This window comes from Janthinobacterium sp. UMAB-56 (genome assembly GCF_900095265.1).
GTDB lineage: Bacteria > Pseudomonadota > Gammaproteobacteria > Burkholderiales > Burkholderiaceae_D > Janthinobacterium.
Genome location: NZ_LT607653.1, coordinates 309,146 through 325,923 on the forward strand (window position 1 = coordinate 309,146; position 16,778 = coordinate 325,923).

Below are 16,778 nucleotides of genomic sequence, written 5' to 3' on the forward strand. Positions count from 1 at the left end.
CAGGCGCCGATATTACCTCAGCTTGGCCGCCCAGGTAAGCAGAATTGATATAAAACAATTCTAAAAAAGATCCTGCTGGCCCGACACGAGGCGCGAAAAATCGTCGCCCAGAAACGGCAGTATGGCGTCGGCCACCGGCTGCAGCTGGCGCGTCAGGTAGTGGTGGTAGTCGATGGGCGAGCGCTGCGTTTCCAGCGGTTCCGGCCCCGCCACCGTGATCACATAGCTGATCCAGCCGCCGTTCTGGTATTGCAGCGGCCGCCCTTGCGCCAGGTTGTAGGCGTCGGCCGTGCGCGCCGCGCGTACGTGGGGCGGCACGTTGCGCTGGTAGTCGTCGAGCGGGCGGCGCAAGCGCTTGCGGTAGACCAATAAGGCATCGAATTCGCCACGCACCGTGCGTGCCACGTAGTCGCGCACATAGTCCTGGTAGGCGGCGCGCTGGAAGATGCGCAGGTACAAGGCTTGCTGGAATTGCTGCGCCAGCGGCGTCCAGTCGCTGCGCACGGTTTCCAGGCCCTTGTAGACCATCTGTTCACTGCCGTCGGGCTTGCCCACCAGGCCCGCATAGCGTTTCTTGCTGCCTTCTTCCGAGCCGCGGATGGTGGGCATCAGGAAACGCCGGTAATGCGTCTCGAATTCCAGCTCCAGCGCATTGTCCAGGCCGAATTCCTCGCGCAAATGCCGCTCCCACCAGGCATTCACGTGCGCCACCAGGGTACGGCCGATCTTGCCCGCCGCTTCGTCGCTATGCGCCGTTTTCAGCCACACGAAGGTGGAGTCCGTGTCGCCATAGATGACTTGATAGCCCTGCTCGGTGATCAGCTCGCGCGTGCGGTGCATGATGTCATGGCCGCGCAGGGTGATCGACGAAGCCAGGCGCGGATCGAAAAAGCGGCAGCCGCTGGAACCGAGCACACCGTAAAACGCGTTCATGATGATCTTTAACGCTTGCGACAGCGGCGCATTGCGTTCGCGCTTGGCCGTCTCGCGGCCCTGCCACACCTGTTCCACGATAGCGGGCAGGCAATGTTTGACGCGCGAAAACTGCGCCCCCCAGTAGCCGGGCACGGTATCGGCTTCGTCGCCGCTGGTGCCGACCACCAGGCCCACGGGGTCGATCAGGAAGGTGCGGATGATGGACGGGTACAGGCTTTTGTAGTCGAGCACCAGCACGGAGTCGTACAGGCCCGACTGCGAATCCATGACGAAGCCACCCGGACTGTTTTCGCCGGACACATCGCCCAGGTTGGGCGCCACATACCCCTGCCGGTGCATCAGCGGCAAGTACAGATGCTCGAAGGCGGCCACGGAGCCACCGCTGCGGTCGGCCGCCAGGCCCGTCACGCTGGCCCGTTCCAGCAAAAAGGTCAGCAACTCGGTCTTGGCGAAGATGCGCGTGACCAGTTCGCAATCCTTGAGGTTGTAGCGCGCCAGCGCCGGCTTATCTTCGCGGAAACGCCGGTCGATCTCGGCCATGCGCTGGTAGGGATTGTCGATGGACTTGCCTTCGCCCAACAGCGTTTGCGCCACGTTTTCCAGGCTGAACGAGGAAAAATTCCACGTCGCCGACTTCAAGGCTTCGATGCCGTCGATGATCAAACGGCCCGCTGCGGCGGCAAAATAGTGTTCCTGTTTGCCGCCATGTTCGCGCCATTCCATCACGGCGCCACCGCGTCCCAGTTTCAGGGGCACCTGATAGCGCTCGGCGTGCTCGCGCAGCACGCGCAAGTCGAATTGCACCAGGTTCCAGCCGATGATGGCGTCCGGATCGTGGCGCTCCATCCACGCGTTCAGGCGTTCCAGGATGTGCGCGCGGCTGTCGCAGTAGTCGAGCTCGAAGTCCAGGGCGTCATCCGCTCCGTTTGGCGGCCCCAGCATGTACACCTGGCGCTGGCCGCAGCCTTCCAGTGCCAGCGAATACAGTTCGCCGTACGCCGTCGTCTCGATATCGAGCGACACCAGTTTCAAGGCAGGGCGGTAAGCGGGCGCCGGCCTCAGCTGCACTTCCTGCGGTGTTTCTGCGCTGAATGACACCGGCGCCGTAATGAAGCGCTCCATCAGGTAGCGCTCGGGCGGGCGGATGTCGGCTTCGTACACGTCGACGCCTTGGGCGCGCAGTTGCTTCTCCAGTTTCAGCAAATGCCGGTATTGCTTGCAGTACAAGCCCAGCACGGGGCGATGATGAAAATCGGACAGCGACAGGGGCCGCAGCTCCGCGTGGCGCTCGCCGCGCAGCAACCGTTCGGCCTGCTCGCGCTGCTCCATGGGAAGAAAGGCGACCGCCGTCTGCACGGGCAGGCGCACGTGGCGGGGGCCGGTGTCCGTTGCCAGCCAGAAATCGACTTCCGTGCCGGCGCTGGTATCGCGCCAGTGGCGGGTCAGGATAAAGCCCTGTTCGAGCGGGTGCTGCGTATTGCCTGTCATGAATGGTCGAATCGTGAGTGTCTGGTGTGCTGGCCTGCACATTACAGCAAGCCGACGCAGGGCGGGGGCGGTTGCGGCTATAATTTTCTGCACCGAAGACGATAACAAGAGCGCGTCGCGCCGTACACCCTGGAGACAGCATGCAAGCAATGAGTTATGTACATGGCGCCCACGAGACGCCATTGATCGGCGAAACCATAGGCGCTTACCTGGACGGCATCGCCGCCCGCTACGGCCAGCACGATGCCCTGATCGTGGCGCACCAGAACGTGCGCTGGACGTACGCCGAATTCCAGCGGCGCGTGCACCGCCTGGCGGCCGGCTTGCTGAAGCTGGGCTTGCAGCCGGGCGACCGGGTCGGCATCTGGTCGCAAAATTGTGCCGAATGGGTGCTGACCCAGTTTGCCACGGCGAAAGCCGGCTTGATCATGGTCAATATCAATCCTGCCTACCGCCGTTCGGAACTCGAATATGTGCTCGACAAGGTGCAGTGCAGCGCGCTGATCCTGTCGCCCAGCTTCAAGTCCAGCGACTACCTGGCCATCGTGCAGGACGTGGTGCCGGAAATCGCCCGTTCGCGCGCGGGCGCCCTGCAGTCGCCGCGCTTGCCGCAATTGCGCCACGTCATCCGCCTGGGGGCGGCCGCCACGCCCGGCATGCATAACTTCGATGCCTTGATGGACGGCATCCTGGAAGCCGACCTGGCGCAGCTGGAAGAAGTGAGCGCCACCTTGCAGTTTGACGATGCCGTCAACATCCAGTTCACGTCCGGCACCACGGGCGCGCCGAAGGGCGCCACCCTGACGCACCACAATATCCTGAATAACGGCTTTTTCATTGGCGAAGCCATGCGCCTGACGCAGCAGGACCGCTTGTGCATTCCCGTGCCTCTGTACCACTGCTTCGGCATGGTGCTGGGCAACCTGGCTTGCGTCACGCACGGCGCGGCCATGGTGTTTCCCGGCGAAGGCTTCGACCCGAAGGCCGTGCTGGAAACCGTGCAAGCCGAGCGCTGCACGGGGCTGCACGGCGTGCCGACCATGTTCATCGCCATCCTCGACCATCCTGATTTCAAACAATACGATCTGTCGAACTTGCGCACCGGCATCATGGCCGGCTCGCCATGCCCGATGGAAGTCATGACGCGCGTCATCGAATTGATGCATATGGCGGAAATTACCATTGCGTATGGCATGACGGAAACGTCGCCCGTCAGCTTCCAGACGGCGATCGAAGATCCGAGCGAAATGCGCGTGTCTTCGATAGGCCGCGTCCATCCGCACCTGGAAGTGAAAATTATCGATGCGGAAGGGCGCATCGTGCCGCGCGGCGAAAAGGGCGAATTGCTCACGCGCGGCTATTCCGTGATGCAGGGTTACTGGGGCGACCCTGAAAAAACAGCCGAGGCCATCGACACGGCCCGCTGGATGCACACGGGCGACCTGGCCGTGATCGACGCCAACGGCTTTTGCAGCATCGTCGGCCGCTCGAAAGACATGGTCATCCGTGGCGGTGAAAACATCTACCCGCGCGAAGTCGAGGAATTCCTGTACCGCCATCCGAGCGTGCTCGACGTGCAATGCGTGGGCGTGCCGGATGCCAAGTATGGCGAAGAGTTGTGCGCTTGCATTATTTTGCGTCCGGGCACGCAGGCTACCAGCGACGACATCCGCGCCTTTTGCGATGGCCAGATCGCCTATTACAAGATTCCCCGCTATGTGCGTTTCGTCGAGGAATTTCCGATGACGGTGACAGGCAAGATCCAGAAATACTTGCTGCGCAAACAGGTGGCGACTGACCTGGGGCTGGGCACGGATTAAGTCTTGTGCTGGCGCATAAAAAAACACCGGGACGCTCGCGCGACCCGGTGTTTTTTTATTGATTCAGCGTAAAGCTCAGGCCACCGCGGCTTGTGGTGCGCGCGCTGGCGTGCGGCGACGCACGAAGGCCAGCAAGCCCAGGCCGGCCAGCAGCATGGCGTAGGTGCCTGGTTCCGGCACGGCCGATACGCTCACCGTGTTGAAGCCGGCACCGTTCATTGCGACATGGCCATAATTGATCGAGCTGACCGAATTGGCGATCAGGGTGCCATTCATGTCGCCCGAACCCGAGAAAGCGCTGTTCGGCGCCAGGATGCTGCCGTTGATGCCGACGTTGTTCAGGCTGGTGGTGGTGGCGTTGGCGAAGTTGAACAGCGTGCGGTTGGCGAAGCTGGCGAAATTGTCGAAGCCGCCGCTCATGGTGATGTTGGTGGCCGTGCCGTTGATGATGATGCTGGCTGTGCTTTTCAGCGAGGCCAGGTCCAACGTCAGGTTATGCAGGTTCGACGCATCGATATTGAAAATATTGACATCGGCGTTGATATTGCCTACCAGGGTCATATTGCCGTACTGGGAAATCACGGTACCGTTCGACTGCAGCTTGGCTACATCGCCCGACAGGGTCGTCAATTGTTGCTTGGCGCCCGCGAAGTCCAGGGTGGAGGCGTTGCCTTTGCTGATGTTGCCAGTTTGGAACCATTGCGGTGCCGTCAGCGTGGCGTTGGCGTTGCTGACGCCGTACACGGCCGAACCGCTGAGCGTACCCCAGCCCGTGTTGAGGTTGCCGCCAGCAACGACCGAATTGACGGCGCTGCCTGGCTTTTTGTTCGTGCCAACGTTGTAGTTGTCCAGGTAGATATTGCCGCCAGCGGCAATGCTGCCACCGACGCTGGTGAAGCCGGTGGCGCCGCTGCTGCCGATGTTGCCGAAGATGAAGGCCGAGTAGCCGTTGGCAACGCCGAGGTCAATCACGGTCGCCTGGGCCGAGGCGCTGAAGGAGAAGGCGAACAGGGCGGCGCTGATGAGCGGCAAGCTGCGGGTGCTAAATAATTTCATGGACATTCTCATAGTGAATTGGGGGACGAATCAGGCGGGAAAGCAAGACACCGCCATCGCGCAAGCCGTCATTATAATCTAAAAAGCAATTCTAGTTCTATTTAGGTAATTAAATATATTTTAAGGCAACACTTTTCCTATCGCCGGTGATTGCCTGGCGGACATCAAAAAACCGGGGCTGGCCCGGTTTCGCATGTGCTACCTGACGCGCTGGTACAGGCGGAAACGTTCCACGTCATCCGTGGGGCGGCGCCCTTCCCACAGCTTGATCCAGTCCGCCCCGTGGTGCTCGGGCAGGCGTTCCTTGCTGTCGGGAACCTTGATGCTGTCTTGCAACAAGAATACATCGCATTGCTGCTGCCCCACATTGGCAAACGGCAGGTGGCCGAAGTAGGCGAACGAGGCGCGCTGGGCGGCGCCGACGTTGCTGTTGATGCATTTGCTGCCAGGCGGCAAGTTAACCGAAATCTGGTGCGCCACGCTGGCGTAGCTCTTGCTGTAGTTCAGCGGCGGCAGGAACAGGGTCATGATCAGCACCCATATCAGGATCAGGCCGCCGGACGACAGCACCACGGCGCGCCACAGCACGGCCGGCTGGCGCGAGATGCGCCAGTGCACCAGCGCCACCCAGCCCGCGCTGGCGCAGGCGGCCACGAAAAAGGCCAGCAAGTCCAGCTCCGGCTTGAAGCCTGGCAAGAGTTTCAGGGCGTTATGCGACAGTTTTGGCGGCCAACCGGTCAGGATGGCGAACCAGAACAGCCACAGCGCGAGGGCGCAGATGGTCAGCACCATCACGGAGAACCAGTCGATGGCGTTGATGGCACCGCGTTTCATGGTCAGCAAGCCAAACGCTGCCATCACGGCCAGCGGCGGCAGCAGCGGCAGCAGCTGGCTCGGGTCGGGATCGGGATGGCACAGGCCGAGGATGGCCAGCATGACAACAAAGGTCAGCGGTACGACGATGTGCAGCACGTGGTGCTGACGGCGCCAGGCGTACACGGCCCAGGCGGCGAACGGCCACGCGGGCCAGAAGAACCAGATGCCGACACGCAAGAAATACTGCACGCTTTTCAGGCTCGGGGCGCTGAACTGGCGGCAATTCCATTCCATCCAGGCTTGCAGCGGCGAGTGGCCATACGGTTGCAGCCATTCGCCCGGCAGTAGCCAGACCAGGGTCAGCGCGGTGCCGATCAGGATGGCCAGCGCCAGGTGGCGCACGCTGCGCAGCAGCGGCAGGCGCAGGAACACGGTACACAGCAGCATGGCGATACTCAGCGCCGCCGGCGTGATCCAGCCGCGCGTGAGGGTCAGGCCGCCCAGTGCCAGGCCCAGCAGGGCCGCATTGCGCACGGACGGGCCTTCCACATAGCGCACGGCGCGGTACAGCAGGTAAGCCATCAGCGAGACATACAGGGCCTCGGCGGTAATGTCGTGGCTGTGTTGCAGCAGGCCCAGGCAACCGAGGTAGATGAGCACGGCGGCATCGGCCAGGGTACGGCCGAAATCGTCCGGCTCGGGCTGGCCACCGAAGGCCAGGCGCAGCGGCTGGGCATCGTTGCGGCGCCCCAGGTTGAAGGCGGTGTACCAGACGGACAGGGTGCTGACGACGAAGATGCCGATGGTCGACATGCGCGCGCCAAAGACGTCGCCGTCGATCCAGCCGAACAGCTTGATGAAAATGGCGCCCAGCCAGAAGGTCAGCGGGCCTTCATCTGGCACCGACAGGCCGGCCACGTTGGGCCATAACCAATCGTTCAGGCCGCCATGCGCCATGGTCCACATGATGCCGAAACTGGCGGCATCATCGTTCTTCCACGGTTCGCGGCCGATCAGGCCAGGCAGGATGTACAGCAGGCCGAGCGCAAACAAGGCCCATCGTGGCAGCGCGAGTGTGGCAGCGGCGGGAAGGCGGACTGGCTTCATCGATAATCGGTATCAGAATAGTGGCAAGACGCGACGAATGGCGTCGGGTATGCGCGAGTATAAAGTAAAGCGGCCAAAGACAAAAAAGGCAGCCGTGGCTGCCTTTTCTCTGGTAGCCGAAGCTGCCCTTTTTTGCCGCAAAGCGGCAAAAATTAGCCTGCTGCGACTGCGGTTTTCGAACCAACCGAACCGAACTTCTGACGGAACTTCTCGACGCGACCAGCGGTATCGACGATTTTGTGCTTGCCCGTGAAGAATGGGTGCGATTCAGCCGAAACCTCGATCTTCACCAGTGGGTATTCTTTACCGTCGTGGGTGATTTTTTCGCGGGTTTGGATGGTCGAGCGGGTAACGAATTTGAAATCGCACGACAGGTCGTGGAAAACAACTTCGCGGTATTCTGGATGGGTATCGACTTTCATGGTCTTCTCTCTAGTTTGGTAGCCAAACAGCACTTCGTCGGTCGTCCTGCTTCTTGACCCGATTGCCGATCACTTGCCAGGGTTTAAAATAATGCAACCGTCGATTATATAGCGCTTTCACGCAGACGGCAATAAAAAAGCCGCTCAATGAGCGGCTTTCGCGGGATGATCAACGGAGGGCTGGGGTCAGACCCGACGGGTCTGACCCCTAAAATCAGCCGCCGCGTCTCATCATATCGAAAAACTCTGCGTTGTTCTTCGTCGCTTTCATCTTGTCCAGAATGAACTCCATCGCCTCGATCTCGTCCATCGAGTACAGCAACTTGCGCAGGATCCAGATTTTTTGCAGCTCGTTCGGCTTGATCAGCAGTTCTTCGCGGCGCGTACCCGATTTGTTCAGGTTGATGGCCGGATAGACGCGTTTCTCGGCCAAACGGCGTTCCAGATGCACTTCCATGTTACCCGTACCCTTGAATTCTTCAAAGATCACGTCATCCATGCGCGAACCCGTTTCGATCAGCGCCGTGGCGATGATGGTCAGCGAGCCGCCTTCTTCGATATTGCGCGCGGCGCCGAAGAAGCGTTTTGGACGTTGCAGCGCGTTTGCATCGACACCACCGGTCAGGACCTTGCCCGAGGCAGGGATGACGGTGTTGTAGGCACGCGCCAGGCGGGTGATCGAGTCGAGCAGGATCACCACGTCTTTTTTCATTTCGACCAGGCGCTTGGCTTTTTCCAGCACCATCTCGGCCACTTGCACGTGGCGCGTTGCCGGCTCGTCGAAGGTCGAGGCGACGACTTCGCCGCGCACGGAGCGTTGCATTTCGGTAACTTCTTCCGGACGTTCGTCGATCAGCAGCACGATCAGGGTGATGTCCGGATGATTTGCGGTGATCGCATGCGCGATGTGCTGCAGGATCACGGATTTACCGGATTTCGGCGATGCCACCAGCAAGCCGCGCTGGCCTTTGCCGATCGGGGCGATCAGGTCGATGATGCGGCCGGTGATGTTTTCCTGGCCATTCATTTCACGTTCCAGGCGCAGCGGCTCGTTCGGGTGCAGCGGCGTCAGGTTTTCAAACAGGATGCGGTGTTTCGACATCTCCGGCGATTCGCCGTTGACCTTGTCGACTTTGACCAGTGCGAAATAGCGTTCGCCATCTTTCGGGGTCCGTACCTCGCCTTCGATCGAATCGCCGGTGTGCAGATTGAAGCGGCGGATTTGCGAAGGGGAGATGTAAATGTCGTCGGTGGACGCCATGTAGCTGGCGTCAGGCGAGCGCAGGAAGCCGAAGCCGTCAGGCAGCACTTCCAGGGCGCCGTCGCCAAAAATCTGTTCGCCGGACTTGGCGCGTTTTTTCAGGATAGCGAACATCAGCTCCTGTTTGCGCAAGCGGGCTGCGTTGTCAATGTCAAGACCGATCGCCATCTCAAGCAGGGCGGATACGTGTAAGGCCTTTAGTTCGGATAAATGCATATGTGTTGAGTGTCCCGAGACGGGATGTAAAGGTAGGGGAGGGGACTGCGTGGCGTTGATTAATTATTGGGGAAGGCTGTGCACGAATCAGGGCAAAGCCGCTTCCCGGTCGTTCCAGTCAGGCGGCGCTGCGGGCGCAGCGCTGCCCATCATACATTAAATATTGCTGTCGACGAAAGCGGTCAACTGGCCCTTGGCCATGGCGCCCACTTTTTGAGCAGCTGCAACACCATCCTTGAACAGGATCAGGGTCGGGATGCCGCGGATGCCGAACTTGGCAGGCACTGCCTGGTTGGCGTCCACGTCCATCTTGGCGATCTGGATGCGGCCGGCGTATTCCTTGGCCACTTCTTCCAGGATCGGGGCGATGGCCTTGCAGGGACCGCACCATTCTGCCCAGAAGTCGACCAGTACTGGCAACTCGGATTTCAGGACGTCTGCTTCAAAAGATGCATCGCTAATGTGTTTGATATTTTCGCTCATATTTTCCTCAAATGAGGGTGGGGTCAATAATGCCTGGAATTAACCATACGCTGGTTCGCCATCCATGCTTCCTGGAATGCATTTAGAAGATGGGGACAATGGGCACGAATTCAATGTTCTTGGAAGGTGCGACCAGAGGTATGCAGGCGGGGATGGCTGAAATAATAACCCATTTTTTCAAAGCGTGGCGATTATTGCAGAAAAACTTGAGGCATAGCGCCGGTATATCGCCTGCGCGCGCGCCGGCAGGGCGGCAAAGCCGCATGCCTGCTGGCCTGCAGCGCCATGCCCAGCCTCCCAACCCTGCTCCGCGCTCAGGCTTGCACGCCGGCCTGACGCGCCGTGTGCTGCAATTGCAAGTTCACCATGAGCTGCAATTCCGCGCTTTCCATCGGCTTGCGGAAAGTGCCTAATATATGCAGGCCATTGGCCACGGCCAGGCGTTCGGCGGCCAGGCGCACGGCCGAATGCAAGCCTGACAGCAAGACCACGCCGCCGCGGAAGCCATTGTCGGCCGCCATGCGCAGGAATTCGATGCCGTCGATGTCGGGCATGGACAGATCGCAGATCAGCAGGTCGGGCTGGTGCTGTTTCAGGGTGGCCAGCGCCTGTTCGCTGTGCGATTCGCAGCGGATGTCGAACGGACCCATTTGTTCGAGCATGTCGCTGAGCACGTCGAGCATGAAAACGTCGTCGTCCAGCAGCAGCACGCGCAACGGCGTCAGGCCTGCTTCATTGTCTTCCCCGCTCGCTTGGTTTGATACAGTATTCATCGTCCTGTCTTTCTGTTTATATGCTGCATCGTTATCGATGCCGGTACCTTGCCTCAAAGAAATTTGGCGGTAGCTAATCGTCATTGGCAAAGCTGGTGTTATTCATGATTTGTTCGGTAATCTGTTCCAGCAGGGGCCACAGGCGCGTGACGATGCACCGTGCCCGCTCTGCCTCGTCGGCCGGCGCGCCCGGCGCCAGGGTTTCCAGGTTGTGGCACAGCTCGGCCAGCCCCAGGGCGCCCACGGTGCGCGCCGATGACTTGATGCGGTGCCCCAGTTCGCGCACCTGGTGCACGTCGCCGCGCGCCAGGGCCGCATCGATGTCGCCAAAGCCATCCTGCGTGGTCTGCAGGAACTTGAAGGCGAACTTGCGCACTTTTTCCGGGTTGTAGCCCAGCAACTTGGCCAGGATGGACAGGTCGATCACCTGCGGGTCGCCTGCCAGGGTGGTCTTGAAGGCGGGCGCGGCGCGGCTGCGCGCCGGTGGCGGCGGCGTTTCGTGCGCCGGCAGCCAGCTGGCGATGGTCTGGTACATCATGGCCGGCTGGATGGGCTTGGAAATGAAATCATCCATGCCCGCTTCCAGGCAGCGCACGCGGTCTTCGCTGGTGGCCGTGGCCGTCATGGCCAGCACGCGCAGGTGTGCCAGTTGCGGGTCGGCGCGGATGTGGCGCGTCGCTTGCAAGCCATCCATCAGCGGCATCTGCACGTCCATCAGCACGCAGTCGAACTGGGTCTGGCGCAGCAGGTCGAGCGCCTCTTCGCCATTGTTTGCCAGACAGACGGAGGCGCCCGCTTCCTCCAGCAATTCCAGCGCCACTTGCTGGTTGAAGGTGTTGTCTTCCACCAGCAGGATGCGCGCATGCTTGAGCGTGCGCAGCACCAGCGCCGCGTCGGCGCTGGCGCGCATGGCGGCTGCCGTCTGCACCATGCTGTCGAGCATGGCCGGCGCGGCCTGGTCGGAAATGCCCAGGTTGGCTGTAAACCAGAAGGTGCTGCCGGCGCCGGGACGGCTGTCGACGCCCACGTCGCCGCCCATCAGCTGCGCCAGTTGCTTGCAGATGGCCAGGCCCAGGCCCGTGCCGCCATATTCGCGCGTGGTGGAGGTATCTGCTTGCTGGAAGGACTGGAACAGCTTGCTCATTTCGTCCTGCGACAGGCCGATGCCGTGGTCGCACACTTCAAAGCGCACCAGGCAGTGTTTCGCGTCCGCTACCACCTTGCGCACTTTCACGGTAATGCTGCCCTGTTCGCTGAACTTGATGGCGTTATTGGCGTAGTTGATCAGCACCTGCCCCAGGCGCAGCGGGTCGCCGACGAGCACGGCCGGCAATTGCGGGTCGATCTCGAACAGCAGTTCCAGGTTCTTGCCGGCGGCGCGCGGCGCCACCACCGTCATCAGGGTTTGCACGACATGGTCGAAACTGAAGTTGACGCGCTCGATTTCCAGCTTGCCCGCCTCGATTTTCGAGATATCGAGGATATCGTCGATGATGCCCAGCAAATGTTCCCCGGCGAAGCGGATTTTTTCCAGGTAGTCGCGCTGGCGCGGTTCCAGATCCGTCTTCAGGGCAAGATAGGCCATGCCGATCACGCCATTCATCGGCGTGCGGATTTCATGGCTCATGTTGGCCAGGAATTGTCCCTTCGCCAGGCTGGCTTCTTCGGCCACCTGCTTGGCCTGGTCCAGCTGCTCCGTGCGCTGCGCCACGCGCTCTTCCAGATGTTCATTCAGTTCGCGCAAGGCGCTTTCGCTGCGCTTGTGATACGTGATGTCCGTCAGGCTGGCCACCACCATCCCCACCTTGCCGTACTCATCGCGGATGGCCTCGGTATTCACGGAGAGCCACGACAGGCTGCCGTCGGGCTGCTGCACGCCCATCAGCACGTCGCGCATGGCGACACCCGTCGACAGGGTGATGTGCACGGGATGGCTGCGCTGGTCGAAGGCGGAACCGTCTTCGCGGATGGCTTGCCACAGGCTGCGGTTGGCCTGACTGGCCGGACTGGCCGCCAGCATGCGTTCGGCGGCAGCATTGCTTTCCAGGATGTGGCCGTGGCTGTCCTGCACCACCAGGCCGTTCGTCACGGCGCCAAACACGGACGCCATGCGCTGGCTCGAGTTCGACAGGGCGATCGACGCCTGGCGCCGTTCCGTGATGTCGGTGATCATCGCCAGGGTGCCGCCCGGCTCGCCATTGTCCGACTGGATGCTGGTACTCGACAGCAAGCCCCACAGGCTGGACTGATCCTTGCGGAAGAAACGGAAATCGACCTGGTCCGGCTGGCTGGCCTGGCTGCCGTGGCTGGCCAGGCGGCGCTGCATCAGCAACTGGCTGTCGCGGTCCATGAAGTCGAGCAGGGGACGGCCCAGCATTTCCTGCACCGTGTAACCGAGCATGTGTGCCATCTTCGGGTTGACGAATGTGGTCTTGCCATTTGCATCCGTCATCCAGATGCCTTCGGCGGCCGTCTGCACGATCAGGCGGTAGCGTTCCGAACTGGCGTGCAGCGCTTCCTCGGCGCGTTGCCGCTGCGTCATGTCGCGCAGCGAGACGATGGAATACACTTGCCCTGCCATGTGCAGCGGCGACAGGCTGACCTTGGCAGGGAAATGCGTGCCGTCGCGGCGGCGCGCCATCATCACCCGGCCTGGCAGGCTGTGCCGCGCTTGCGGGTCGCCCACGGCTTGGCTGGTCGTGCTTTCCGGTACCAATTGCTCCAGCGACATGCCCGTTAATTCGGCCAGCGGATAGCCGAAGCAGCGCGCGCCGATCTGGTTGGCGTAATGCACCTTGCCCTCGACGTCGGCCACCAGCATGGCTTCGGGCGCCGCTTCCAGCATCGAACGCATGCGCGCTTGTTCGTCCTGCTTGCGCTCGCTGATATCGCAGACGATGCCGCTGGCCTGCGTGGCGGCGCCATCCGAGGCGCGCGACAGCACGGCGCCGCGCGCCAGCAGCCAGCGCCAGTGGCCATCGCTGTGCCGCAAACGGAATTCGCAATTGAAGGTGCCGGGAGCCTGGCCGTCCAGATGCTGGCGAAACGCTAGACTCAGGCGTGCGCGGTCGTCGCGGTGGACTTCGGCCAGCCAGTCGTCCAGTGCATGTTCGAGCCGGGCATTTTTGTCGCCCAACACGTCCTGGTACTGGGGCGCGAACTGCAGCCGGTCGGTCTGGCGCCGCCAGGTCCAGCCGGCCATGGCGGCACCGCGCAAGGCTTGCACGGCATCCTGTTCGGCCTGGGCATGGGCGGGCAGTAGCCGGCGGCGCAACTGTTGCCGCAGCCGCCAGGTTTGCCAGCAAGCCACTCCCGCCAGGGCGGTGGCGCTGGCGGCAGCATACGGCCACAGCAGTGCCGGCGCCATGCCGTGCGCCGCCTGCACCGGCAGCGAAAGCGCCATGCCTGCCGCCAGCATCGTACCGGCGAGCCGGCGCAGCGCAGGGCGCCGTCGGCGTGATGCGCTGAAACTCGTGTGGCGGCAATACGACAAATGCATCCCTTTCTGGGGCATGATTGGACCGGGCTGGCAGTGCATGATGGGCGCTCAAATAAACGCCGATGGTAGTTTCTGGCGGCAACTATAGCATCGAATATTTAGTCGGAGTATTTAAGTTCTGAAACAGCCAAAACGGGGTTTTTTTTGCCCCGGAATGGCTGTTTTTTCCGTGATTTGGTGAGAATTAGTGAGAAAGTTGAGGTGAAATCGTGCTATGGAATCAGCAGTCCGCGGAACAATCGATCTCAGCTAAAACTACCGGCGAACTGATAGCGGTGCCCGGGATGCCACATGGTGGCGATCGAGGCGATCTTGCCGCCGGAGCGCGTCTGGCGGCGCAGCACCAGGCAAGCCTGTTTCGTGTCGATGGCCAGCATTTCGGCGATATCGCGCGGCGCCGACAGCGCTTCGATGCTGTAGGTGGCGCCTTGCAGGGGCGCGGCGGCCATCAGGTATTCGTTCGGCGTGATGCTGGAAAAATCCTGCGTCATATAGTCGGGCGCGCATTCGGGATTGACCCAGCGGTCTTCCACCTGGATCGGCACGCCGTTTTCAAAATGCACGATCAGCGAATGAAACAGCGGGTGTTCCGGCGGCAGGCCGAATTGCTTGGCCAGCAAGTCGGACGCCTTGGTGCGTTCCAGCAATTGCAAGCTGCTGCGGTGGATATGTCCGCGCGCCCGCACTTCATCGGCGATACTCTTGATTTCCAACAAGGTCGCCTGGTATTTTTGCTGCGCCACATAGGTGCCGGAACCCTGGCGCCGCGTCAGCACTTGCTCGCTGGTCAGTTCGCGCACGGCGCGGTTGACGGTCATGCGCGAGACGCCGAATTGCTTCACCAGCGCTTGCTCGGAGGGAATCACGTCGCCTTCCTTCCAGCGTCCGGCGGCGATGCCGGCTAGCAAAAAATCCTTGATGCGCTGGAAAATGGGCGTATTTTCTTGGGTATTGTGGTCGTCCAATGCGGTTTCTCCGGGGCACGGGCAGGGCGCGCCGCCGGCTGGAGGCGCGATGGCCGATTTTAGCACCGAGCGCGATGCCTGCCGCCAGCCTTTTTTGAATTCAAAAGCAAGCGCCGGAGTGTGGCACGCATAGGCGCTGGCTATGCTGGCGACTTATTATTGACCTGCACGGAGTTCGCCATGGAACACGCTTATCTGACTGACGATGAACGCTGGGATGCGCTGCAGCGGCGCGCGCCTGACGCCGACGGCGTCTTTTATTATTCGGTGCGCACGACGGGTGTGTATTGCCGGCCTTCCTGCGCCGCGCGCCCCGCCTTGCGCCGCAACGTGGCGTTCCACGCCAGTTGCGAACAGGCGGAGGCGGCCGGTTTTCGTCCCTGCCTGCGCTGCAAACCCAACTTGCCGCCACTGGCCCAGCGCCAGGCGGCCATCGTGGCCGATATCTGCCGTTTGATCGATGCCAGCGACGAGTTGCCAGACCTGGACAGCCTGGCACAAGCGGCTGGCATGAGCCGCTTTCACTTTCACCGCATCTTCAAGACGCACACGGGCATCACGCCGAAAGCCTATGCGGCGGCGCGGCGCGGCGAGCGCCTGAAGGCTGGCTTGCTGGGCGCGGCGAACGTCACGGAAACGCTATATGCGGCCGGTTTCAACTCCAGCGGCCGCCTGTATGCGGCCACGCCGGGCTTGCTGGGCATGACGCCGGGCGCCTTCCGCGCCGGCGGCAGCGGCGCCGTGATCCGCTTTGCCATCGGGGCCTGCTCGCTGGGCGCCATCCTCGTGGCCAGCACGGACAAGGGCATTTGTGCCATTCTGATCGATGACGACCCGGAAGTGCTGTTGCGCGACTTGCAGGACCGCTTTCCCCGTGCCGAACTGCGCGGTGCCGAGTCCGAGTACGAGCAAACGGTGGCGCAAGTTGTCGGCCTGGTCGAGGCGCCGGGCCTGGGCCTGGACTTGCCGCTCGACGTGCGCGGCACGGTGTTCCAGCAGCGCGTGTGGCAAGCCTTGCGCGACATTCCCGCCGGCAGCACGGTCAGCTATGCCGAGCTGGCGCGGCGCATCGGCGTCCCGCAAGGCGCGCGCGCCGTGGCGGGCGCCTGCGCGGCGAATGCGCTGGCCGTCGCCATCCCCTGCCATCGCGTGGTGCGCAACGATGGCGCGCTGTCCGGCTACCGCTGGGGCGTGGATCGCAAACAGGCGCTGCTCGAGCGCGAGGGCGAACGGTGAGGGCGCTGGACTGGCAGCAGATCGAGGCTGAGCTGAATCAGTATGGTTGCGCCGTCGTGCCTGGCTTGCTCGATGCTGGCGCCTGCGCGGCGCTGGCGGCGCAGTATGACGACGCGTCGCGCTTTCGCAGCAAGGTGGTGATGCAGCGCCACGGCTTTGGACAGGGCGAGTACCAGTATTGGGCGCATCCGCTACCCGAGCCGGTGGCGGCTTTGCGCGCGGAACTGTATCCGCCGTTGGCGCTCATCGCCAACCGCTGGCACGCCGCCATGGGCCTGGACAGCCGCTTTCCCGTGGCGCATGCGGATTTTCTTGCACGCTGCCATGCGGCCGGTCAGACCCGGCCCACGCCTTTGCTGCTGCGCTATCGCGAAGGCGATTACAACTGCCTGCACCAGGACCTGTATGGCGAACACGTGTTTCCGCTGCAACTGGCCGTGTTGCTGTCGCGCCCGCACGAGGATTTCACTGGCGGCGAGTTCGTGCTGACGGAGCAGCGCCCGCGCATGCAGTCGCGCGCCGAAGTCGTCCCTCTGGCCCAGGGCGATGCCCTTATCTTTCCCGTCGCGCAGCGACCCGTCAATGGCACGCGCGGCAGCTACCGCGTGAACATGCGCCATGGCGTGTCGCGCCTGCGCACGGGCTTGCGCCACACCCTGGGCATCATTTTTCATGATGCGAGCTGAAGAGTAATCGTGAC

At 62.0% G+C, this 16,778-nt stretch carries 12 protein-coding genes; 3 read left to right on the top strand and 9 right to left on the bottom strand.

Annotated elements, in window-relative coordinates; translation table 11 throughout:
* Positions 1 to 60: 60 nt before the first annotated feature.
* A complete protein-coding gene (locus K0F85_RS07350) occupies positions 61 to 2,424 on the bottom strand; it encodes a DNA polymerase II (protein WP_219115374.1) in 2,364 nt (787 codons plus the stop codon).
* A gap of 140 nt (positions 2,425 to 2,564) precedes the next feature.
* Between K0F85_RS07350 and K0F85_RS07355 the strand changes: the two genes are divergently transcribed.
* Complete coding sequence (locus K0F85_RS07355) at positions 2,565 to 4,244, top strand: AMP-binding protein (protein WP_219115375.1); 1,680 nt, start codon at positions 2,565 to 2,567, stop codon at positions 4,242 to 4,244.
* Between the two features lie 75 nt (positions 4,245 to 4,319).
* On the opposite strand, the gene K0F85_RS07360 is transcribed toward K0F85_RS07355, so the two are convergent.
* From K0F85_RS07360 to hutC, 8 genes are all read right to left on the bottom strand, one after another.
* A complete protein-coding gene (locus tag K0F85_RS07360; protein WP_257572593.1) occupies positions 4,320 to 5,300 on the bottom strand; it encodes a choice-of-anchor A family protein in 981 nt (326 codons plus the stop codon).
* A 198-nt stretch (positions 5,301 to 5,498) separates the two neighbouring features.
* Positions 5,499 to 7,223 (bottom strand): glycosyltransferase family 39 protein, encoded by a 1,725-nt coding sequence (locus tag K0F85_RS07365; RefSeq protein ID WP_219115378.1) that lies wholly within the window; start codon positions 7,221 to 7,223, stop codon positions 5,499 to 5,501.
* Positions 7,224 to 7,375: 152 nt separating this feature from the next.
* Positions 7,376 to 7,645 carry a type B 50S ribosomal protein L31 gene (locus K0F85_RS07370; protein ID WP_034746247.1) on the bottom strand — a complete coding sequence of 90 codons (270 nt, stop codon included), beginning with the start codon at positions 7,643 to 7,645 and terminating at the stop codon, positions 7,376 to 7,378.
* Positions 7,646 to 7,859: 214 nt separating this feature from the next.
* Positions 7,860 to 9,122, bottom strand: a complete 1,263-nt coding sequence (gene rho, locus K0F85_RS07375; RefSeq protein WP_034746249.1) for a transcription termination factor Rho — start codon at positions 9,120 to 9,122, stop codon at positions 7,860 to 7,862.
* 156 nt (positions 9,123 to 9,278) lie between these two features.
* Complete coding sequence (trxA, locus tag K0F85_RS07380; protein ID WP_034780502.1) at positions 9,279 to 9,605, bottom strand: thioredoxin TrxA; 327 nt, start codon at positions 9,603 to 9,605, stop codon at positions 9,279 to 9,281.
* Positions 9,606 to 9,919: 314 nt separating this feature from the next.
* Positions 9,920 to 10,378, bottom strand: coding sequence for a response regulator (locus K0F85_RS07385; RefSeq protein ID WP_219115380.1), 459 nt, complete (start codon positions 10,376 to 10,378; stop codon positions 9,920 to 9,922).
* 73 nt (positions 10,379 to 10,451) lie between these two features.
* Complete coding sequence (locus K0F85_RS07390; protein ID WP_219115382.1) at positions 10,452 to 13,781, bottom strand: PAS domain-containing hybrid sensor histidine kinase/response regulator; 3,330 nt, start codon at positions 13,779 to 13,781, stop codon at positions 10,452 to 10,454.
* Positions 13,782 to 14,122: 341 nt separating this feature from the next.
* Positions 14,123 to 14,842: a histidine utilization repressor gene (hutC, locus tag K0F85_RS07395; RefSeq protein WP_152282888.1), complete on the bottom strand. Its 720-nt coding sequence runs from the start codon at positions 14,840 to 14,842 to the stop codon at positions 14,123 to 14,125.
* A 180-nt stretch (positions 14,843 to 15,022) separates the two neighbouring features.
* Here hutC and ada point away from each other — a divergent pair, with 180 nt between their 5' ends.
* Together ada and K0F85_RS07405 are read left to right on the top strand one after the other, a co-directional pair.
* Positions 15,023 to 16,078: a bifunctional DNA-binding transcriptional regulator/O6-methylguanine-DNA methyltransferase Ada gene (gene ada / locus K0F85_RS07400; protein WP_219115383.1), complete on the top strand. Its 1,056-nt coding sequence runs from the start codon at positions 15,023 to 15,025 to the stop codon at positions 16,076 to 16,078.
* Complete coding sequence (locus K0F85_RS07405; RefSeq protein ID WP_219115385.1) at positions 16,075 to 16,764, top strand: 2OG-Fe(II) oxygenase; 690 nt, start codon at positions 16,075 to 16,077, stop codon at positions 16,762 to 16,764. The genes ada and K0F85_RS07405 overlap by 4 nt, the downstream gene beginning before the upstream one ends.
* Positions 16,765 to 16,778: the final 14 nt, after the last annotated feature.

Bases quoted from the DNA above. Each gene is read 5' to 3' on its own strand.
- K0F85_RS07350 (WP_219115374.1), bottom strand. From the start codon at position 2,424: ATGACAGGCAATACGCAGCACCCGCTCGAACAGGGCTTTATCCTGACC.
- K0F85_RS07355 (WP_219115375.1), top strand. From the start codon at position 2,565: ATGCAAGCAATGAGTTATGTACATGGCGCCCACGAGACGCCATTGATC.
- K0F85_RS07360 (WP_257572593.1), bottom strand. From the start codon at position 5,300: ATGAAATTATTTAGCACCCGCAGCTTGCCGCTCATCAGCGCCGCCCTG.
- K0F85_RS07365 (WP_219115378.1), bottom strand. From the start codon at position 7,223: ATGAAGCCAGTCCGCCTTCCCGCCGCTGCCACACTCGCGCTGCCACGA.
- K0F85_RS07370 (WP_034746247.1), bottom strand. From the start codon at position 7,645: ATGAAAGTCGATACCCATCCAGAATACCGCGAAGTTGTTTTCCACGAC.
- rho (WP_034746249.1), bottom strand. From the start codon at position 9,122: ATGCATTTATCCGAACTAAAGGCCTTACACGTATCCGCCCTGCTTGAG.
- trxA (WP_034780502.1), bottom strand. From the start codon at position 9,605: ATGAGCGAAAATATCAAACACATTAGCGATGCATCTTTTGAAGCAGAC.
- K0F85_RS07385 (WP_219115380.1), bottom strand. From the start codon at position 10,378: ATGAATACTGTATCAAACCAAGCGAGCGGGGAAGACAATGAAGCAGGC.
- K0F85_RS07390 (WP_219115382.1), bottom strand. From the start codon at position 13,781: ATGGCGCTTTCGCTGCCGGTGCAGGCGGCGCACGGCATGGCGCCGGCA.
- ada (WP_219115383.1), top strand. From the start codon at position 15,023: ATGGAACACGCTTATCTGACTGACGATGAACGCTGGGATGCGCTGCAG.